Annotated in this window: 24 protein-coding genes; 15 read left to right on the top strand and 9 right to left on the bottom strand. The window is 50.1% G+C overall.

What is annotated here, in order from left to right; all coding sequences use genetic code 11:
* The first annotated feature begins 1 nt into the window (after position 1).
* Positions 2 to 1,105, top strand: a complete 1,104-nt coding sequence (locus JHJ32_RS16305) for a glycosyltransferase family 9 protein (RefSeq protein WP_200121669.1) — start codon at positions 2 to 4, stop codon at positions 1,103 to 1,105.
* Here the strand turns inward: JHJ32_RS16305 and JHJ32_RS16300 are convergent.
* The 5 genes from JHJ32_RS16300 to JHJ32_RS16280 are packed head-to-tail and all read right to left on the bottom strand — an operon-like array spanning position 1,049 to position 5,422.
* Positions 1,049 to 2,062 carry a glycosyltransferase family 9 protein gene (locus tag JHJ32_RS16300; protein ID WP_079718181.1) on the bottom strand — a complete coding sequence of 338 codons (1,014 nt, stop codon included), beginning with the start codon at positions 2,060 to 2,062 and terminating at the stop codon, positions 1,049 to 1,051. The genes JHJ32_RS16305 and JHJ32_RS16300 overlap by 57 nt on opposite strands.
* A 13-nt stretch (positions 2,063 to 2,075) precedes the next feature.
* Positions 2,076 to 3,050 carry a glycosyltransferase family 2 protein gene (locus JHJ32_RS16295; protein WP_200121668.1) on the bottom strand — a complete coding sequence of 325 codons (975 nt, stop codon included), beginning with the start codon at positions 3,048 to 3,050 and terminating at the stop codon, positions 2,076 to 2,078.
* The gene (locus JHJ32_RS16290; protein WP_200121667.1) at positions 2,992 to 4,764 is read right to left on the bottom strand and encodes a carbamoyltransferase N-terminal domain-containing protein; all 1,773 of its coding nucleotides are present in this window, start codon (positions 4,762 to 4,764) and stop codon (positions 2,992 to 2,994) included. The genes JHJ32_RS16295 and JHJ32_RS16290 overlap by 59 nt, the downstream gene beginning before the upstream one ends.
* 12 nt (positions 4,765 to 4,776) lie before the next feature.
* On the bottom strand, positions 4,777 to 5,169 hold the full coding sequence (locus JHJ32_RS16285; protein WP_079718178.1) for a hypothetical protein: 393 nt from the start codon (positions 5,167 to 5,169) through the stop codon (positions 4,777 to 4,779).
* Between the two features lies 1 nt (position 5,170).
* Positions 5,171 to 5,422, bottom strand: coding sequence for a hypothetical protein (locus tag JHJ32_RS16280; protein ID WP_079718254.1), 252 nt, complete (start codon positions 5,420 to 5,422; stop codon positions 5,171 to 5,173).
* A 319-nt stretch (positions 5,423 to 5,741) separates the two neighbouring features.
* Here JHJ32_RS16280 and JHJ32_RS16275 point away from each other — a divergent pair, with 319 nt between their 5' ends.
* The 4 genes from JHJ32_RS16275 to JHJ32_RS16260 all read left to right on the top strand — a co-directional run bounded on the left by JHJ32_RS16275 (position 5,742) and on the right by JHJ32_RS16260 (position 8,652).
* A complete protein-coding gene (locus tag JHJ32_RS16275) occupies positions 5,742 to 6,509 on the top strand; it encodes a mechanosensitive ion channel family protein (protein ID WP_079718177.1) in 768 nt (255 codons plus the stop codon).
* Positions 6,510 to 6,658: 149 nt separating this feature from the next.
* Complete coding sequence (locus tag JHJ32_RS16270) at positions 6,659 to 7,324, top strand: hypothetical protein (RefSeq protein ID WP_176146256.1); 666 nt, start codon at positions 6,659 to 6,661, stop codon at positions 7,322 to 7,324.
* Positions 7,325 to 7,342: 18 nt separating this feature from the next.
* Positions 7,343 to 7,972, top strand: coding sequence for a hypothetical protein (locus JHJ32_RS16265; RefSeq protein WP_200121666.1), 630 nt, complete (start codon positions 7,343 to 7,345; stop codon positions 7,970 to 7,972).
* Between the two features lie 77 nt (positions 7,973 to 8,049).
* Positions 8,050 to 8,652, top strand: coding sequence for a DUF4142 domain-containing protein (locus JHJ32_RS16260; protein ID WP_200121665.1), 603 nt, complete (start codon positions 8,050 to 8,052; stop codon positions 8,650 to 8,652).
* 67 nt (positions 8,653 to 8,719) lie between these two features.
* On the opposite strand, the gene JHJ32_RS16255 is transcribed toward JHJ32_RS16260, so the two are convergent.
* Positions 8,720 to 9,403: a uracil-DNA glycosylase family protein gene (locus JHJ32_RS16255; RefSeq protein ID WP_200121664.1), complete on the bottom strand. Its 684-nt coding sequence runs from the start codon at positions 9,401 to 9,403 to the stop codon at positions 8,720 to 8,722.
* 204 nt (positions 9,404 to 9,607) lie between these two features.
* Complete coding sequence (locus JHJ32_RS16250) at positions 9,608 to 10,834, bottom strand: glycosyltransferase family 4 protein (protein ID WP_233632710.1); 1,227 nt, start codon at positions 10,832 to 10,834, stop codon at positions 9,608 to 9,610.
* Positions 10,835 to 11,087: 253 nt separating this feature from the next.
* On the opposite strand from JHJ32_RS16250, the gene JHJ32_RS16245 reads away from it, so the two are divergent.
* From JHJ32_RS16245 to JHJ32_RS16235, 3 genes are all read left to right on the top strand, one after another.
* Complete coding sequence (locus JHJ32_RS16245; RefSeq protein ID WP_200121663.1) at positions 11,088 to 11,618, top strand: RNA polymerase sigma factor; 531 nt, start codon at positions 11,088 to 11,090, stop codon at positions 11,616 to 11,618.
* Positions 11,599 to 11,871: a hypothetical protein gene (locus JHJ32_RS16240; protein ID WP_200121662.1), complete on the top strand. Its 273-nt coding sequence runs from the start codon at positions 11,599 to 11,601 to the stop codon at positions 11,869 to 11,871. The genes JHJ32_RS16245 and JHJ32_RS16240 overlap by 20 nt, the downstream gene beginning before the upstream one ends.
* Before the next feature lie 85 nt (positions 11,872 to 11,956).
* Positions 11,957 to 12,652 carry an ATP-dependent Clp protease proteolytic subunit gene (locus tag JHJ32_RS16235; RefSeq protein ID WP_200121661.1) on the top strand — a complete coding sequence of 232 codons (696 nt, stop codon included), beginning with the start codon at positions 11,957 to 11,959 and terminating at the stop codon, positions 12,650 to 12,652.
* A gap of 56 nt (positions 12,653 to 12,708) precedes the next feature.
* Here JHJ32_RS16235 and JHJ32_RS16230 read toward each other — a convergent pair whose 3' ends face one another.
* Entirely contained in the window at positions 12,709 to 13,860 is a 1,152-nt protein-coding gene (locus JHJ32_RS16230; protein WP_139378760.1) for a hypothetical protein, read from the bottom strand.
* Between the two features lie 136 nt (positions 13,861 to 13,996).
* Between JHJ32_RS16230 and JHJ32_RS16225 the strand changes: the two genes are divergently transcribed.
* The gene (locus tag JHJ32_RS16225) at positions 13,997 to 14,932 is read left to right on the top strand and encodes a hypothetical protein (protein ID WP_200121660.1); all 936 of its coding nucleotides are present in this window, start codon (positions 13,997 to 13,999) and stop codon (positions 14,930 to 14,932) included.
* A gap of 12 nt (positions 14,933 to 14,944) precedes the next feature.
* Positions 14,945 to 15,277 (top strand): hypothetical protein, encoded by a 333-nt coding sequence (locus JHJ32_RS16220; protein ID WP_200121659.1) that lies wholly within the window; start codon positions 14,945 to 14,947, stop codon positions 15,275 to 15,277.
* A 240-nt stretch (positions 15,278 to 15,517) separates the two neighbouring features.
* Here the strand turns inward: JHJ32_RS16220 and JHJ32_RS16215 are convergent, their stop codons facing one another.
* A complete protein-coding gene (locus JHJ32_RS16215; RefSeq protein ID WP_200121658.1) occupies positions 15,518 to 15,892 on the bottom strand; it encodes a helix-turn-helix domain-containing protein in 375 nt (124 codons plus the stop codon).
* 81 nt (positions 15,893 to 15,973) lie between these two features.
* Between JHJ32_RS16215 and JHJ32_RS16210 the strand changes: the two genes are divergently transcribed.
* The 5 genes from JHJ32_RS16210 (at position 15,974) to JHJ32_RS16190 (ending at position 20,080) form a co-directional block, all read left to right on the top strand.
* Positions 15,974 to 16,162, top strand: coding sequence for a hypothetical protein (locus tag JHJ32_RS16210; RefSeq protein WP_079718167.1), 189 nt, complete (start codon positions 15,974 to 15,976; stop codon positions 16,160 to 16,162).
* A complete protein-coding gene (locus tag JHJ32_RS16205) occupies positions 16,159 to 16,998 on the top strand; it encodes a sigma factor-like helix-turn-helix DNA-binding protein (protein ID WP_200121657.1) in 840 nt (279 codons plus the stop codon). Before JHJ32_RS16210 ends, JHJ32_RS16205 begins: the two co-directional genes overlap by 4 nt.
* 2 nt (positions 16,999 to 17,000) lie before the next feature.
* Positions 17,001 to 18,095, top strand: a complete 1,095-nt coding sequence (locus JHJ32_RS16200) for a hypothetical protein (protein WP_079718165.1) — start codon at positions 17,001 to 17,003, stop codon at positions 18,093 to 18,095.
* Positions 18,096 to 19,487: 1,392 nt separating this feature from the next.
* Complete coding sequence (locus tag JHJ32_RS16195; RefSeq protein WP_079718164.1) at positions 19,488 to 19,679, top strand: type II toxin-antitoxin system VapB family antitoxin; 192 nt, start codon at positions 19,488 to 19,490, stop codon at positions 19,677 to 19,679.
* Positions 19,676 to 20,080: a PIN domain nuclease gene (locus JHJ32_RS16190; RefSeq protein WP_079718163.1), complete on the top strand. Its 405-nt coding sequence runs from the start codon at positions 19,676 to 19,678 to the stop codon at positions 20,078 to 20,080. Before JHJ32_RS16195 ends, JHJ32_RS16190 begins: the two co-directional genes overlap by 4 nt.
* Positions 20,081 to 20,125 lie beyond the last annotated feature (45 nt).

Raw genomic sequence — 20,125 nt, 5'->3', positions numbered from 1 at the left:
TATGGATAATTGGAATAGTTGTACCAACCTATTGATCATTCGCCCAGACAATATTGGCGATGTACTGATGAGCAGTCCGGCGATACGCGCGATAAAACGTAGTTTTGGATGCAAAATTACGTTGCTTACGTCTGAGGCAGGCGCAGCCGCCTCCGCATTGCTACCCGAGGTAGATGAAACGCTGGTGGCCAACTTCCCATGGGTAAAACACACATCGTCAATCCATCCGGCATATTTGAGCAAAATGGTTTCTCGGCTCAAAAATGCTGCTTTTGACGGTTGCGTGATTTTTACCGTATATAGTCAAAATCCGTTGCCCACCGCTATGCTGGCCTGGGCGGCTGGTATCCCGCGCCGCCTGGCGTATTGTCGCGAAAATCCTTACGATTTGCTTACACGCTGGGTTCCGGATGACGAACCTTACTCCCATATCAGGCATCAGGTTGTACGTGACTTGGATTTGGTAGAACAAATCGGGGCATACACCAATGATGATCGGATCACCATCGCGGTACCTGCCGAAGCTCATATTCGAGCGATGGCAAAGCTGGCTCGCATCGGCGTGGACACGCGGCAACCGTTTGTTATTTTCCATGCCGGGGTCAGCGAGCCTAAACGGGCGTTTCCCGTCGATCGGTGGATGGAGCTGACGAAACGTGTACTTGCTGCTCATCCTGCAAAACAAATTGTGTTTACCGGCAATTCCGATGAGCGCGCATTGACCGACTGCCTGAGCCGGGCGTCGGGGCCGGGTACGTTTTCTGCGGGAGGGCTATTGGATATTGCCGAATTTGCGGCCGTCATTCGGCAGGCAACGCTGGTCGTATCCGTCAATACCGCGACCATTCATTTGGCGGCAGCTTTCGGGAGGCCGTTGGTGGTTTTGTATGCACTTACTAATCCCCAGCATACGCCGTGGCGTTGTCCGCATACGCTTTTTCCTTACAGTATTACGGACAAAAGCCTTCAGAGCCGGAACGAAGTGATCCGCCATGTGGATCGTTCGCTGTATCAAGAAAAGATAGATCTACCGGCCACCGAAGCGATCTCAAACGCTATCGATATGGTGCTCAATAGACAAGGGGAGGGCCAGCTTGCTTGTTAGTGCTTTTTCTACCAACTTCAAATCGGGGGTTTGAATCCAGTCGATGGTAGCCAATGAAGATTTATTTAATGGCCGCCACCGGTTTGGTTCGCCATCCATGCTGATGATGACGCCTGGCGTTCCCAATGCCGATGCCAAATGGGATGTCCCTGTACAATTAGCCAGAATGGCTTTGGCCTGCTTGATAAGTACAGCCGCGGCACCCAAAGATGTTTTTCCCGCCGCCACAACCGGTATGTGGCGCATGTATCGGACAACCTGACTGACAATAGGCATTTCTTCTGTCGTGCCGGTAATGACAACACCGTAGCCAAGTTCGGCGCACCTATCGGCCATATAGGCAAAAGCCATGGGCGGCCACTGCCTCCACGCAGCCCTGCTTCCAGGATGGATGCATACGTATTCGCCCGGTTGGATTGGCAGGCCAAGTGCATCAAAGTCCGCATAATCTTCGTCCGTAAGCGGAAACTCCAAATCCAGCCCTTGGTGCGGAATGCCAAGGTGCTGCATTAATAGTAGATGCCGGCATACCTCGTGCACATGCGAAGGATAGGGGATAAATAGTCCACCGGGCGGACGATAGCTTGCCTCCGTATAAAATCCAGCGGTATACGTAGCGCCGAAAAGCTCAATAAGTGGATTGACCAACGTACCGTCGCCCTGCATCTGCAGTGCCAAGTCAAACCGTTCGGTCTGCATGCGGGCAAGAAAGTGGGGCATGTCCTGTACGCTATAAGGCTGTTCGGGAAGCCCAGGGTAGCCCGGAAAAGGTTCCATTGCGTCAAAATACATCGGAAAGCGCTCAACCAGTTGCTTGGCCCAGGGAAGTCCTACCAGCGTAATCGTCGCTTGAGGGAAATGGCGTCTCATGGCGCGTACAGCCGGTATTGCACACAGCAGATCACCCAATTGTAAGGCTCTAAAGACAGCTATTTTAGCGATTTCTTCGAATTGCATAGTCAGCTCTCGGTTAAAGTAACAATACCCGGTATTTGATCGCTCCATACCATTGCCAGTAGACGGACGCGAACGGAATCAGCATGGACGTCACCGCCATTTCGGCAATATGGCTTATCGATTTACGGGTCCTGCGCAACCGCTTCCAAGTAAAAAGAGCCACGCAGAACAACCAGCCGGCCAAAGCCAGCTGAAACCACGGTCTCCAATCGAACACCAATGCAGCGCACATCGCTGCAAACAGCAATACCGTGATATAATAATGCCAAAGCGGACGCCGCTGTATTTTTTCACGGAAGAGGCGGGGATGCTTTTTATAAAGCAAGGCATTGTACAGCCCTTTTTTTTGCTCCCGGAGACTCACACCCCAAGGAGCAGGGCGCACCGGATGCCACACGCAGGCTTCGTCGATGCGTACAATGGGAATGCCCTGCGTAATCAATTTAAATTGCAGTTCGCTATCCTCGCGCCATGCCATGCCGAACGCTTCGTCAAAGCCATCAACGCTAAGCAATGCAGCTTTGGAACAGCAACAGTTGGCCGTGATGAACTCTGCTGTCTGCAATTGGGCCGTATTCCATTCGAAGTCCGTCGGCCGTGGCGATAGTGGCACTTGTACACGGCCTGTCATGGCCACATGAGGCTCGCCATGGTAGTGGCACCGGAACGCCTGGAGCCAGCCTGGTGCGGGTACGCAATCATCATCTGTAAAGGCGATAAGTGTGTGCTTTGCCGCCATCCAGCCGGCATTACGTGCCGCGGCAGGCCCTTTTTTTGCCGGCGTCGATAGATAACGGAGATTTACGGCCGGCTGCGTGGCATACCATCGGGCAATGGCTTCTCCGGTAGCCCGGTCTGGGCCGTCACTTACTATGACCACTTCAAACATTGTCTTATCCAACGTTTGAAGTGCTAATGCCTCCAAGCACCTAACCAAAAGCCGAGGCCGTTTGTATGTGGGAATGACCACTGATATCTTTGTTTCCATATTGTTTTGAAATTAAGAACGATCCCATAATCAATACGTCAAACGGCGAGGTCCAGAAGCATTCCAAGGCATCCCGCGGGCTGCAGACGATAGGCCGACCTACGGTATTAAACGAAGTGTTGATCAGCACCGGAATCCCCGTGATCTGCTCGAAAGCCCTCAGCAAATCATAATACAGCGGGTTTTGTTCACGATTTACAGTCTGTATGCGAGCTGTGCCATCCACATGTTTTACCGCCGGTATCAAGGCTGCCCTAGCGGGGGGTACTTGATTGACGAAAAGCATGAAGGGCGATTGCTGTGCATTCATAAACCACAACGGAGCGTCTTCTTCGGTCACGACCGGCGCCACCGGACGGAAATCTTCACGGTCCTTCACTTCATTGAGCCAGGCTTGCATTTCCGGGAGCACCGGTGAAGCCAGGATTGAGCGGCTGCCCAACGCCCTTGGTCCATATTCCATCGCGCCCTGAAACCATCCAACGATGCGATTGGCCGCCAATAGCTGGGCAGTCTCCTCGGCAACGCGCTCCATTCGCGTGTACGGAACTTTTGCTTTCTCCAAGAAATCGGCGATTACATCATCCTCATAAGCCGGCCCCCAGTAGGCGTGGCTCATTATAAATGCTTTTTGGCGCTCGCCGCGTAGCTTGGCATCTGCCCAAAGTGCGGCGCCCAAGGCCGTTCCCGAATCTCCTGCCGCAGGCTGTACCCACACCTTTTCGAACGGGCCATCGTCACGGATACGGGCATTGAGCACGCAATTGAGCGCCACACCGCCAGCCATGGTCAAGTAGCGTTGTTTGGTTTCGCTATGCAGCCACAATGCCAATTCCAGTACCGTTTCTTCCAGCACGTATTGAAGCGAACGGGCAATATCGAAATGATGATTGGTGAGGGCAGCATGTCGTAGCCGGGCAGGCCCGAAGCGCGCTTCAAGCTGCGTCTGTTGGATGCGGTATTGGCCATTTTCGCTCAAGTAAATCATGTCCTGGAAGTCTTTTGCATAAGTAGGCTTGCCGTAGGATGCCAACGCCATTACTTTGTACTCGTCTGAGGAATGGAGGAACCCGAGGTAACTGGTCACTTCTTCGTACAGCAGGCCCAGCGAGTGCGGTAAGTTTACCTGGCCAATCCGGGTTAAACTTTGCTGCTGCCCTACGTGATAGGAGGTGGTTGCGATTTCACCGCGGCCATCCAATACCATCACCGCTGCATCTTCAAAAGGCGACGGCAGGTATGCGCTTGCTGCATGGGAAAGATGATGTTCAACGAAGTGCCAGTCCCAGTCTGCTTGGCTGGCTTCCCTGAATCGTCGCTGAAGATGGTGAGGATAGCCATCTACAAGTTGTGCTGGTGCATTGATAATAGACGAAAGGAAGAGGCCCTCCCAGGGTTGTGGATCAGCCGGTTCCCAGTCTTTTAAGTGAAACGGGATGGCGATGTTTGGGCTGGCAGCCTGATTTTCATCGATGAGCAGATAGGGGTCAAACGAATATACCACTTGGTCAACATCCTTCAGATGGATTCCGGCCACCTGTAAGCAGTAATCGATGGCATGAAATGGCAATTCATAGGTGGAAAACGGTATAGGTCGTTTCCCGTGTTTGATGCGTGTGAAGCGCTCGTCTTCCACGGCTGCAAGCAATTGCCCGTCTTTGACAATGCAGGCCGCTGTGTCGTGAAAGACTGCGTTGATTCCTAATGTATACATATTGAAAGCTGGTTATTTGTTTTGTTCAGGCTTCCGGGCTCCAAAAAAAGTTATCGCAGCGATAAAGATAGCCTGTATGGCCGCATCCAATAGGTAGACGCGGCTGATATCCCCGCGTGCGACATACAGGATGTCCATCACCAGGAAACTCAATGCGGCACTGTAGCCGAGCAGCATGGGCAGACGCTGTTTTCTCAGGCTTGCTACAATAAAGGTGAGGCCAATGGAGGCTGCCAATAGCCCCACCATTTCCACAAGCCATGTGTCTTGCTTTGGGCCTGTAGCTACCAAAAAGCTCTCCATGTTGAGCAATGGCCATATCCCGGTGATGATGAAATAAGCTCCTTGAAAAAGGAAGGCATTGCCCAATACACCCCTATTGCGCAGATTTAGCCATCGACTCATCTTAACTATCTTGCTGGTCGTGGCCCTGTGTTTTCACGATTTTATTATACGTGCCCAGTAATAGAAAAGGTGCTGCCCATTGCCCGACAAATAACGCTGTGTGTTTGTGCCCTGCACACTTCAACGCCAGTGATACGCCCATAGCTGCCAATGCTGCACAGAGAAACAGTTTAGAGGGTAATTTGGCGGTTTGTTCTTCGATTGCCTTCGTGGTTTGTCCTTCTTGGTGTTGCGGATTTTCTTGCAGTGCCATAATTGTTCTGTTTAGTATTATGTTGTCAACTCTGTTTATTGCGTATATACGAATGCACAGACGGTGCCATGATTTGTACGACAGCGGCATGCCAGCTTAAAAGGCTGTTTTGTCCTCAAAATCGCCTAGTCAGGCATGCGTGGCGCTCCGGTAGTTTGGTGATGGGGGCGCCGGCTATTCGGCATTACAAAACATCGTTTTTTGAAATGTCGACACTCTTATGCAGTATTTAGTACAGTGCGCTTATATGCGAATGTAGGGGATGGATATACGGAGTGGGTAGGCTTTTTGCATAGGTCAGGCACATACAAACAAGCTTATGGATATCGAAAGACTTTATGCACGGTTTGTCGAATGGTTTATCCATCAGGCGCCGCGTGTTGTACTTGGCATTCTCGTGCTCGTTGCGGGCATGTGGTTGATTAGACTGCTCTCGGGTTGGGTAAAAAGGAAGATTACACAGAAAGATTGGGATCCGACGCTGGAAGTTTTCCTTTCCAGTTTGATTGTCATGGCCTTACGGGTGTTACTGATTCTCTTGGTCATTCAGGTGATGGGCTTGCAGATGACGCTATTTGCGGCTTTGGTGGGTTCCTTCGGCGTTGCGGCCGGGCTTGCGCTATCGGGCACCTTGCAAAACTTTGCCAGCGGTGTACTCATTCTCATGCTCAAGCCTTTCCGTGTCGGCGATTTGATCTTTACTCAAGGGCAGGAAGGAGAAGTGACATCTATCCAGTTGTTTTACACCGTCATGCTGACGCGCGATTATCGCACCGTCATCGTGCCCAACAGCAAACTCTCCAACGAAGTTATTATTAATATGAGCCAAGCTGGCAAGCGCCGGCTCGACATGGAGCTGAAAGTGACGTATGAAATCGATTTCGAGCATGCTAAGCAGGTGTTGATTGGTGCATTGCGTACAGCAGGCGATTTATTAGTCAATACCAATTACCTGATAGGCATCAGTATGCTGGAACCGGACGGGTACAAGATTTCTGTTTCAGTGTGGGTCGATGAACAAAACTACCCGGATACGCGGCTGGCCGTTCAAGAAAAATTACTCCAAGCCATGAAGACGCTTCGCTGAGGTGTGCTTTTTTGCAAACAACTAAACCACAAAAACGAACAGGATCGTCCAAAAGACCCCATTTCCTGCGGAAGGATTGTATGAGGAATCCCACGCATTGGCGCGAAAGCTGGCACAATGCGATACTGGCGCAGTATGTGATTTAAATCATGAAAAAAGAAGTGATGATACCAGATAATCGGAAAAACCCGCCTGTAATTCCGCTCGATGTAGCGGATACAGACGAAACAAGAGAACCAACAGGCGAAGACCTGCGGTTTAATGAAGAAGAAAATAGCTTCGAACTGGACGTCGAGACCGAAGATGCCGAATACCAGCATCCCGACCCGTATGACACCGCCGCTCCGGATGGCGAAGATGATAACTCAACTTATGATGAAGAAAACCCGTACACACCCGATGAATACCGCGACAAACGAAGCGAGCTGAAAGGAGAACTCGAAGAATTGGACGCAGAGGTGGCGGCGGACAGCTATGCGCGGCTTGACGAAACGGATGAGGCGCTGGCCGAAACACCAGAAGACGAACGGGTTGACTTGGATGAAGAAGGGTATCCTGTACGTGACGATGCGGGAGGCGATGATAATCCAATTTTAGAAAATATGGATAACACCATTGACGGCCCCGAGGACGAAGACGAAGACTCGGACGTGGAAGTCCCTCCATTTGAGGATCCGCGGCGCGACGATGATGAACCGATTTGGGATGATCCGAATAGTCCGATGGAGCCGGAGGACGTGCCCCCTGTGGATGAGCGTGATCCACTGGGGGATAAGCAAATCCAGTCAGATGACCCAACGGAGACCAGCGGCTAATAACCACCAAAAGTAGATATGATGACAGAACAACGTAAAACCATGGGGGACCCCTCGGTGCCTCCTCAATATACCGGAAAGCAGGTCGATCTGGATGCGCATATCGACCTTCCTGACGACCAAAGTGCCAGCAATTTCTTTTTGCTGGCGAAAAGTCGGCTGTTTGACGTGAACAATTGGTACCAAATTGCTGAAGTGCCCGTCTCTTCATTCGTGCTTACAGACCGATATGGCGGCGAAGCTGTCAAATCACGCCCCGAGGAAGGCGACAGGATCCGCATCGATATTCCCGGTCCCGGTCCGTCTGCAGGCGACGGCTACGATTGGGTGGAGGTTGAAGACATTACGGAAGAAGATGGACCGATGGGAGAACGGTGTTCGATAACCCTTCGGCCCACCAATAACCCGTTGAAGTTGAACGACGATACCGCTCATTTTTTTAAAGACGTAGCCAGTTCGACCATTGTCGTTGAGCGGCAAGGCCATCGGGTGATAGCCAGGTACCACGGCAGGAACGAAGTAGTCAATACCGATACAGACTCGGTTGTCGACAATACAAGAAACACCATGGTGGGTCTGGGAGCCAAGCTGGGGCTTTCGTACCCGCAATGGAAGAGCCTGGTAGCCGGTATCGTGAAGCGGCCTTAGAACCATTGCATATCAATTAACTATAGAATAGAATCAAATAGAATAGAATCCAACAAACTTATCAAAATTGAAAGCTTATGAGAACGTTAAAATGTTTAATGATCGTATTGATATCAAGTATGGCAATGTTGGCATGCAACAATGCTAATCAGCGCACGGCAAGTGACAGCGTGGATCAGGCTCAGGATGTGAATGACACTACCGCAATGACCAACAATAGCGATGCTGACTTTGCCGTAAAGGCAGCCGATGCCGGATTAGCCGAAGTGGAACTTGGCAAGCTGGCTTTGGAGAAGGCTACGGACCAGCGCATCAAGGATTTTGCGCAAAAAATGGTGAACGACCACCAAAAGGCCAACGACGAGTTAATGACCATCGCCAGTAAGCACAATATTACCCTGCCGCCGGTGATCAGCGAAGAACATGTAGAAAAGCAACGCAAGCTACGCGAGAAGTCCGGCGCTGAGTTCGACCGTGAATATATCGACCTGATGGTGAAGGATCATGACAAGGTGGTATCCATGTTTGAGGACGCTTCGTCGGATGCACAAAATGCCGATCTAAAAGCATTTGCGTCTAAAACGCTGCCTACATTGAAGCATCATCAGGAAGAAGCCAGAGCATTGCGTGATGCCGTGGATACAACAGACACGACCACGACGCAACGTATAATGCCCTAAACGGCAAACCGCATTATCAATACTTGCCTGAGCCCGTAAACACGCACGTTTACGGGCTTCGCTTTTGCTATGCCAAGCATTGAAGATAGTGGCTAATGTAATCCTGGCGATGCTTTGAACGATATTGTTCAATAAAGCGCGGATGATCAAGGGCAACAAACGATTCAAATAACTTTTCTTCCGCATTGATAATTTCGAAATACTTCGCGTTCTTTTTACCCAGAATGAAACATTTTGTGGTGTCGATGCCAAAGTCAATCTGTTTTTTAAGGCTGGAAATGATAAAAGGCTTCATGGTCGTAAACAGGCGTTCGTCGTCGTAGTAATTGCAATTGATCCAATTGCCTCTGTTATTTAACCGGATAAATCCGAGGGGACATACCGAGTTGATGAAATAACGGCTGTAGAAGGCCGCCGCACCACCGTACTGGCGGATAACTTCATAGATAAATACAGAGGACGGCTCGTGTGTACTGATGGACGAGACGGGAATGTCACATACCTGCGTAAGCCGTTTGGAATCGGTGAAGGGTATCCCTGTGGCCCCGCCGCCGAGCCTGCCGGGATTAATACCAAGAATCAATGTTCGTTCGTGGGCGTCGTTGTAGAACTTGCTGTAAAATGCCGCCGTCACCGACATAATTTCCTCGTTTTCCCGAAAAGGATTCAGTAACTGCACATCGTCGGGTAAGTGATCCGCAAACGTTAGGTTTCGATTGGAGTGGATGACTTGTTCTGCAAATGTATTCATTGGCCATGCGTACCTTTGGTTATTGCGGTACGATTAACAAAGAACGGCATATTTCGATAGATAACACAAAAAAAATACCGATAGCCAATTGTCTGTGTTTTTGGCATCGGAATTGCTATGGAATGCATAGGTTTAGGTTGATAGCCCCTAACCCCATTGGGGCGGCCGCCTCGATACATATCGGGGCGGCTCTTTTTTTGGCCATCAGTACGTTTTCCAAGACAGCGGGCGCGTGAGCGACGTTACCTTCATGAGCGTATTTTCGGTAAGTAAAGTAGGCGATGTCGTTTCGGCATTTGCTTTAAATAATTGGGTATATTGCTTGCCTATCTTGGGCCAGCGCAAAGACAGTCCGTGCCGGAAGGCGTTCTGTTTTAGTTTGTTCAATTCTGCGGGGTTACTGAGCAGGTTATTGACAATCGCTGACAACTGGCTGTGGTCATTGAAATTGAAGAGTTTGCCGCGGTTGCTCTTTAGGAGCTCCTGGGCATGCCAATATGGTGTAGAAACCACAGCGGCACCAGCTCCCACGGCATACGAAAGCGTCCCGCTGGTGATTTGAGCCCCGTTTGGATAAGGGGTCAGGTAGATATCACATGCCGACAGGTAGGCGTGTAGGTCTTGCTCATCCACAAATTTAGAAATAAACAACAGGTGCTTCTCCACACCGAGCTGGGCAGCCAGCAATTTTAAACTATCGCGGTAGTCTTCGCCCGAGCGCTTCAGCACGCCCGGGTGGGTTTTACCGAGGATCACATATTTTGCATCGGGATGTTGTTCGCGGATAGTGGGAAGCGCTCTGATTACGGTTTCCAATCCTTTACTGGGGCCGATCAAGCCGAAGGTGAGCAGTATCTTCCCGATGGGGAGCTCCAGCTGCTGTTTTATGGTTTGAATGTCCGGCTTCTCGAAATCGGGTACACCGTGGGGGATAGAACTGATCTTTCCCAGTGGTATCCGGTAAGCCTCGCGCAGCAGCTGGACGGCTTTTTTACTCATGACAATGACTTTGGCCGCTCCGTCGGCGAGTTTCCTGGTTATGAAAAGCTGAACCGGATCCGGGCGCTCAAGGACGGTATGTAAGATAACGGTATAAGGCATTTGCAAAGCGCTGGTCAACGTAAGGAGGTGAGCACCGCTACGCCCGCCGAATATCCCGAATTCATGTTGGATGCAGCACATATCAGCCCCACTTCGATTAATGAACGACGCCGCGGCCTGATAGTCCGCCAGGTGTTCCTGAGCGATGACAAATTTTACCCGATTGTCGTAGTCGTATTGATATTTATCATCTGAGTCGTTGAGGGCGACCATAAAGCTGCCCGATGCGTTAAACGGCAGATAATGATTTACCGCTTGCAGTAAATTTTCATTGAATGTGGCCAGACCGCATTCCCGAGGCTGACAAGTGGAGATGTACGCTATTTTCATTTGAATAAATTGTTTTCTGCTTTTAGATGGCAATGAAGCTGGTCCGTCTACCTAATAACGACATTAACTATCTCGGTAAAAAGTGGCAATCGTGCCCGCAGCATCCGGTATATACTTGCTCACTATATACGTGCTAACAAGCGCAATCCCGTTATTGTTTTGATAGCTTGCCAGGGGCAAAAAAAGTGGCGGATAAATGGTAAGTTTGGGTGATATTTTGCATGAAAAAAGCACATAGTAGTAAAAGGACTTTATGACGACGGCACTTTATAAGCGCGTTTTTCCATTAGTGGCTCGTTATGTAGCCAAGCGGGATGGAACATTAGAAGAAGCGAAAGACGTGTTCCACGAAGCCCTGTTGGTTTATTACGAGAAAATGCGCGATGGACAACTCACTTTGCGGCAAGGGCAGGAGGCTTATATCTTCGGGATAGTGCGGCATCTCTGGACTAAGCGATATCAAGAAAATCAGCGATACGCGTCGTTGGATCAACTGATGGCCGGATTTGGTGACGATGACGTAAACACGGATTGGGCGGATGGCGTTTCGGCCGATGAAACCGTGTCAAGCAAACGTGTTCTCCGGCTGTTGCAGGCCGCAGGTCGCAGGTGTATGGACATGCTTACTGCCTTTTATTACGAAAAGTTGGATATGGAGGAGCTGGCACATCGTTTCGGTTTTTCAAGCACGCGCTCTGCAACCGTTCAGAAATTTAAATGCCTACAAAAAGTAAAACAAGTGGTCAAAGAAAAATCGTTACATTATGAAGACTTTGCTGGATAGTTTGCAGATGGCGGAAGATTGTCTGCTTGGACATGCCTCCGACGAGCAGCGGCTACTTTTTGAGGCCAGCCTCCTTTTATATCCGGCGCTACGTGAGGATGTCCACTGGCAACGGAAGACTTACCATATCATCCGAGCCTACGGCCGGCAACGATTGCGGCATGAATTGGAGGCCATGCACCGGACACTGTTTACTGCGCCACGTCATCGCGCGTTCCGTGATAAGGTACTACGCATCTTCCAACAGCGATAACCGTTGATTTTTTGGCTTAATAGTGCTGGCATGCTCTTCAAGGGCGTGAAGGGACGCCTATGTTTAATCGTTAACAACGTATACTATGACTATCAATCACAATGAATTTCGCCGGTATGCCGTGCAGCATCACGGCATCAATGGCATGTATGTCGATCACTATCTTTCACGGGCATCAGCCTACGTCATGCCTGTAGCCATGACGCCGTACATTACTGAAGAACGCCAGCTTAACGTCGCTCAAATGGATGTGTTTTCGCGCCTCATGGTCGACCGCATTATCTTCCTCGGTGAGCCTGTAGATGATCGCGTAGCTAATATCATTCAAGCCCAACTGCTCTTTTTACAATCAGCCGACGCGAAAAAAGATATCCAATTATACATCAATTCGCCAGGCGGATCAGTCTACGCCGGACTGGGTATCTATGATACCATGCAATACATCGGCCCCGACGTAGCCACAATCTGTACGGGCATCGCGTTATCCATGAGCGCAGTGCTGCTCAGCGCCGGAGCCGCCGGCAAACGCGCCGCCTTGCCTCATGCACGCGTGATGATCCACCAGACGTCTGGTGGTATGCAGGGAACGGCAGCGGATATGGACATCAGCATCCGGCAGACCTTGAAAATACAGCAGGAGCTTTATCGAATCATCGCCAATCACAGCGGGCAGGACTACGAAGTAGTGAATAAGTTGGCTGATCGCGATTACTGGATGACCGCAGATGAAGCCAGGGAATTCGGCATGGTAGACGAAGTATTGGGCGGCAGGGGTCGGTAAACTTGTCGTCTTCCCGCCTTCTGCCGCACCGCTGGGCTGCCGTTTGGCAGGACAAGCTATTCCAGCGCTTCAATTCCATGGAGGTCCCGGAGTCGCGCTACTACGCCCCAGCCGTAGAAATTGTTTGCCAGGCCGATGAGGATTTCATTGTCGCCCTTTTTCAATGGCATATAGACGGCTGTATTTTCAATGGAGCAACGGCCGAAAGGAGGCTTCATGATGGGCGTGCCGTAGTAGTTCTTGTCGGCATAAGTATATGAGCCGTTGACGAAGAGCCATACCTCATCGCTGAAACCGAAGTCCATCCACTTTTGCTGATCGATGGCCGACCGGATGCGCGCCTTAATCCAGATTAGCTGTCGTTCAGGCATCTTAGAGCCATGTAGGCGGGTAATGTTGAGCAGTCCGCGGCGCTCGGCACGATGGTCAGTCCAGCGGGCGTCCGGCTTAGGGAGATCAAGGTCTGCCGGTTCACGACCGAATGGAAAGTCCATAGGATCGCTGACTAGCCATTGCCGGAGGTAGCGGGGGTCATTGGCTGTGGGATCTAAGCCAGCCTGATGGGGTAGCCCCTCCGTGTCGCCCGGTTTCACGGCCAGGTTGGCCACCAATCCCTCACCGGAAAAGGCCAACGTGCCGCTCGTTACATCCCCCTCCAGCTCGGGCACCCAGAGGCGGGGCGTCGAGAGATCATTGATAAAGATCAGCAACTGCTTTTCGGAAATGATCAATTTGATGCGGTTCCATTCCCTTTTACTGAATGTGGCCGTTGCCTGGAAATGAAGGAGCATATCCCATAGGTTGACGCCTTTGATAAACGGCGCATACTGCACCGCATCCATGGCCAAGGAGTCGCCTGCCCGGGCGGTACGCAGGTACACGCACTCGCTTTCCATGCTGCTTTGATACCGGAAATTAAAATGCGAAAACGTGGTGTCGGTTGGTTGCCAGTCGAATTCGATGGTGCCCGTGGTGAAATCGAAATCTTTTAGCCATGTGAATCCCGCCATCGGCAATAGCCGCATGATGGGTACGCCGCCGATTTGTTCAAATACCACCTTGCCGGAATCATTCTGCCAATGTGCGGCATCCAGGGGGATGGCCATCCCATTGCTGTCTGGAAAACTTGGCTTGCGTTGTTGTGCTGTAGCTGATCCAAGAAGCGAAAGGCAGCAGATCAGCGTTGTCAAATTGTTTGTGCTCATCATACGGTTGTTTATTGGGTTACTTTAATAACTTTGTATTTGTCATCACAAAGATTAACATCGCGAAAGCCAACAACGAATCATAGCCGGTTCAAAACCGTTCAATTTCGTTCAAGGTCTTTCGCGTTTAGGTAACACCGTGGAAAAACAGGATGTATATTTGGAAGCCTGTCTGCGAGCCATCGAGAAAAAACTGGGATGGGGCGACAGTAGCGATTGGACGGGTACCGACTTCCAGCAATTGAGCGATCGCATTTATGAGGCTACGAAGGTTATGCTAAGTGCCAGCACGCTGAAGCGGGTATGGGGCCGAGTTAAACACGACGGCAAGCCGGCAACATCGACGCTGGATACGCTGGCAGCCTTCCTAGGCTACGAAAACTGGCGTTCGTTTGTGGTAGCGCAGCAGCAGGCAGCCCCGATGGAACCACCGGCTAAGCTTGGCAGGAAGAAGCGGCTTTTGCGCTGGGGATTAGTCATCGTGGCTTTGGTCTCCATTGGGTTTGCCACCTATTACCGGGGCGGCAAGGAAGATGGGGGTGGTGATAATGAGGTAGGAACGGTAGCGACGGCTTCACCTGATGATTATCGGTTCAGCAGCGAGCCGGTGACCCGTGGTATCCCCAATTCGGTTATCTTCACGTACGACGCTTCCCGGGCCCGGATTGATTCCGTTTTTATCCAGCAGAGCTGGGATCCCATGCGGCAGGAGCAAGTAGCAAAAGACGGGCATAAGCATACCTCCGTGTATTATGAGCCTGGGTTTTATATAGCCAAGCTGTTGGTGGGCCAGCAGGTGGTGAAGGAGCATCCACTGCTCATCCCATCAAATGGGTGGCTCGGTATGATAAACCGGGCACCCAGACCGATATACCTGAAGCCGGCGGATTATCTCCATCCTGATCACATGGGCGCAACCACCGTTGCCATCGAGGCTAACCAAGTCAGCCTGACGCCTGATCCGCCCATGGTGAAATACTACAACGTAGGGAATTTCGAGCCTGTGTCTATTGCGGACTTTTCGTTCAGCGCCCGTGTGCGCAACGACTATGCAGCGGGCAATAACGCATGCTAATTTTCGCAGGTCATGCTCATCACCGACGGCATGCCTATATCGCTGCTGCTTTCAAGCAAAGGATGTGTATCCGAATTGGCGCTGATGGGAGGCGGCCGTTCCGTCTCCGGAAAACATGAGGACTTATCGGCATTCGGCGTGGACCTTTCAGACTGGGTGACCGTCGGGTGCCGCAGTGTTGACGGCAAGCTTGTCTATGAGGTCAATGGCTCGGAGGCTTATGTATTGCCTTTAGGGCCTGAACCGGTCCGAATCGTCGGCATGATGTTTTTATTCGTAGGAACTGGATCGGTGCAGGCCGTCCGGCTACAAGAGGGCGATGATACGGCATACCGTGCCTTCTAAACGGGATTTACCGCCTTCTGCCACCCCAGCTTCCTCCGCCGGAAGAGCTGCTCACGCCACTTCTGCTACTTGCGCTCCCCCACGACGAACCGGAGCAGATTTTCGGAAGGGTGGCGATACCAAGGGAAATGGAATGATCACAGCTGCGGTACACTTCGGCGCGGAATCGCGCGATGGCTGGTATGGCTGCAGAAAGTAGCCAGCATATCGCCGATAAAAAGACGGTTTGTGCAACAAACTTTAAAGAGTCTTCTTGGAGCTCGCCTCGATTTTGTCTTCCAACGTTTTAATATACTTTTCTTGTATTTTCACCAGCTTCTGGAGAGATTCCAGGGTAAGATCGCCATTTTGGTCGACACGCTGATAGGCACCGTCCGAATCAGTTGCAATGGTATACCCCGAGGGGGGGGTCGATTCCAGATCTTTTTCCACTAAGTCCTTTAGGTCGATGTGAAACAAATTCACGATTTTGACCAGCACTTCCAACTTCGGGATAGACCCCCGTTCATAGGAAGCCACATTATCACGGGTCACATTCAACTGCTTGGCCAATTCAGCTTGGCCCCATTTCCGCTCCTCCCGAAGGAACTTTATATTTTTAGAAAAATAGTTCATTGTGAAAATAAATCACAAATTAGTTGTAAATATGAAAAATATTCACAAACTTTGCTTGTGTATTCACAAAAGTAATAAAAAATGAAGAAAGCGAGGTATCCCGAGAATTTGCCGCTGAAGCTCGAGATCGTGAAATCCCGGCGCACCATCAAAGAGATTGCCGAGAAAATCGGCGTCAGCAGGGAAGTGCTGACAAACACCGTGAATGGACACTATAAAGGTGTCGAGGTGATTAAGAAACTGAAGTCTGAACTAAACATCAACGATTGACGAAATTTTTACGCTCCATGCACGCATCGACCTACCGTACCAAGAAAAACGCCGAACGATTTTTCGACGCGCTCAAAGCCGGCGATGAAGCCGGGCTGAATTATTTCTACCGGGCCTATTATAACTACTATGCCTGGCGGGCCGAGCGGTTCGTCAAAGACGACGTCATAGCCCATGTTATCGCACAGGAAGCGTTTCTCCGGCTGTGGCTCATGCGCGATATCATCCGCGACGTACCGCACCTGCACGAATTCCTCGGCAGCCAGCTTCGCGAAGCCGGCATGGCGTATTACCGCAAAACCGCCAACCGCTTCCACCGGAGTATGCTGCGGCTGGATGGCATCGAAGATTTTCAGGAGTTCATGCTGGGTTATGAAATAGAGGGAGAAGAGGAGGCAGATGTGGTCTACCTCGAACAGCTGGAAGCGGAAAAACAGCGGCAACTGGAGCAAATCAACGGGCTGCTACCCAACCTGACCGACCAGCAGCAGCTGTTTATCCGGCTGTGCCTGCGGTATGGGTTCAACTACGAGCGCATTGCCTACCACCTCGGCGGCATCTCGGACTACGAAGTGGCCCAGCGCGTGGAGCAGTGCATCGCCAACCTGAAAGCCGCACTGTCGGACACGACCAAGCTGGACAGCGCCGCCCGCACCAAGCCGCTCGTCGCCGAAGGCATGCTCAGCGATGAGCAGGCGCAGGTACTGGCCATGCGGTATGACCTGCAATATTCCTTCGAGGAAATCGCCGAGGCGCTGCAACTGGACGACGCCAAGGTGAAATCATTGTTTGTACAGGCACACGCCGCCATTAAGAAGGGGAGACAATCGGCCTGACCATGGAAAAAAAGACCATCATCCTGACACGGAAAATACAGATATACGTAGACTGCGAAGACAAGGAGCAGAAAGATGCGCACTACAAACAGCTGTACGAATGGCAGTTTATGGCTTTTCAGGCCGCCAACCTAATTTTCACCCACCTGTATGTACAGGATCGGGTGAAAGACCTGATTTACTTTACCGATGAGGTGAAAGTGAAGCTGGCCGACCGTGCCAAGGATGCCGGGGGCATTTTGAACACCTCGCGGATGAGCACCACCTACCGCGTGCTGTCCGCCAAGTTGCTGGGCAAGATGCCCTCGGACATCTTTTCCAACCTGAACAATTCGCTCTACAGCGTTTACAGCACCGAACGCAGCGCGTATTGGAAAGGGGAGAAGTCGCTGCGCAACTATAAGCGCAGCATCCCGCTGCCCTTTTCGGGCAAACTGCTGAAGTTCGTGGCCGACGAGAAGCAGCGGGAGTTCCGATTCACATTGTTCAAAATTCCGTTCAAGACCTATTTGGGCAAGGACAAGACGGACAAACGGGTGCTCATCCAGCGCCATGTAGCCGGTACGCTCAAGCTTTGCGCCAGCTCGCTGAAAATCGATAACGGCAAGCTGTACCTGCTCGCGGCCTTTGAGATGGAGCGCGACGAGCACCGGTTGAAAGATACGGTAATCGCCGAAGCGTCGCTCTCCATCGAACACCCCATCGTGGTGAAGGTAGGGAAGGCCCAGTTCCAAATTGGTAACAAGGAGGAATTCCTGCACCGTAGGCTGGCCATTCAGGCCGCGCGGCACCGCCTGCAGCGGGGCTCCACGTACAACCGCCCGGGCAGAGGCCGCCGGCGCAAGCTGAAAAGTCTGGAAGATTGGGATGCTAAAGAAAAGCGGTATGTCGACAACCGGCTGCACCTGTACAGCCGAAGGCTGATTGACCTGTGCGTGAAGTCTGAGGCAGGCACATTGCTTTTGGTGAACCAACAGCAGAAAGAGGAGGTGGCGAAAGACGAGGAGTTCTTGCTCCGCAACTGGAGCTATTACGGGCTGAAGGAAAAGATTGCCTATAAGGCCAAGAAGGCGGGGATAAATGTGATTGAGGAGTAGGCCGATACAAAGTTCTTTGAAATGTTAGAGGCTGCTTGTACAGCCGCAGGGTGAGGTCAGGTTGACACTCACTGAATATTTTTATTTTTGCCTTTTCCAACGGAAAGCCCATGATGGCGCTTGGCGGGTATTTGTAACTAATAAATAGCTCTGGCGTCGGAAGTATAATGTGATGTTGCAGCCCCGATTTAAAGGTATATACAACCCATTAAGGTTGCGGATGCCGTAAACCTCCGGTGTTACAGACCCCTATTTGAAAGGTATATACAACTAGGGCTTGCTTTAGTAGCACACCCAAAGGTGTTACAGCCCCCAATTTGAAAGGTATATACAACTGCATTTTCTTGATAGAACCTAGCAATGGAGGTGTTACAGGCCACAATTTGAAAGGTATATATAATCTTTGGCCCAGCGGTCGGTTTTTGAAACAAGGTGTTACAGACCCAAATTTGAAGGTATATACAACTTGTTGAACTTAGATAAGAAAGCAATGTCAGGTGTTGCAGATCCCAATTTGAAAGGTATATACAACTTCAATTCAACATAAAGAACGTATTTACTGGGTGTTGCAGATCCCAATTTGAAAGGTATATACAATGCAGGATTTCTTTACCATAAGCAGCTCTATGGTGTTGCAGATCCCAATTTGAAAGGTATATACAATATAGGCGCTTTGCGGTAATAGGCCTACTTAGGTGTTGCAGATCCCAATTTGAAAGGTATATACAATATGAGAGCGGATTCGATATTTCTTTCTGGTGTTACAGCTCCCAATTTGAAAGGTATATACAACTCCATACGTGATTTTATATAGTCAGAAATCGGTGTTAGAGACCACAATTTGAAAGGTATATACAACTGCTTGTTGCTTTTCCTTGCGGGCGAGGAAGGTGTTACAGATCCAAATTTGAAAGTATATACAACTATTTGATTGCACAGGATCCGCCTGAAACAGGTGTTACTGACCACAATTTGAAAGGTGTATACAACTACATTTTCTTGATAGAACCTAGCAATGGAGGTGTTACAGACCACAATTTGAAAGGTATATACAATTAGTTTTATTTGAATACAATCCATTTTTGGTGTTGCAGACCAAATTTGAAAGGTATATACAACGGTGCAAGAACTGGGTCTCCGTGTAGGCCCGGTGTTACAGACCCCAATTTGAAAGGTATTTACAACCATCAGCCAATCTTTCAGATAAAACGTCTAGGTGTTACAGACCCCAATTTGAAAGGTATATATAACTAGTGGTTGCCTTGCCAAAAAGCATAATGGGGTGTTACAGGATCCAATTTAAGATGTGTCCATTAATTGAGTTCCATTGAGATCTTCATTTTTGGATGTGTATAAAATTTCGTATCTTTACACATAATAAAATGAGTGATTATGCGTACCAACATTGAATTAGATGACCAACTGGTTAAGCAAGCGCTACAAATCAGTAATCTGAAAACAAAAAAGGACGTCGTGCACGAAGCGCTTAAACAATACGTTGCCTCGTTGAAGCGGAAGAAACTATTGTCTATCCGCGGTAAGGGAACGTGGGAGGGCAATTTGGAGCAGATGCGCAGTCTATGAATGAGCCGTTAATTTTTGATACCTCTGTTTGGATTGATTTTCTCAACAAAAAGGAAACACACGAAGCGAGGTTATTGGAAGAATATGTTTTAGCTGATGACGAGGTGCTGCTTACTCCAACCATCCTACAAGAAATTCTCCAAGGGATCCGTACAGACAGTACCTATATTGACGTTAGAGAAACACTGTCGTATTTCCGATTATTAGAATTGCCAGCTTATGAAGCTGCCGTTGGGGCGGCCGATTTATATCGCTCGTTACGAAAGCGAGGGGTTACTATTCGTAAAAGTAACGACTGCTTAATTGCTTATTATGCAATTTGGTTTTCGACTCCGCTTGTCCACTCGGATCGCGATTTTGGCAAAATTGCAAATTATAGCGAATTGGAGGTGTGGAAATAAGTGTGATAATGCGACGGCTGCTTGTACAGCCGCAGGGTGAGGTCA

It is taken from the genome of Parapedobacter sp. ISTM3, assembly GCF_016533505.1.
GTDB classification, from domain to species: domain Bacteria; phylum Bacteroidota; class Bacteroidia; order Sphingobacteriales; family Sphingobacteriaceae; genus Parapedobacter; species Parapedobacter luteus.
This window is presented reverse-complemented; position numbering and strand designations above follow the sequence as displayed.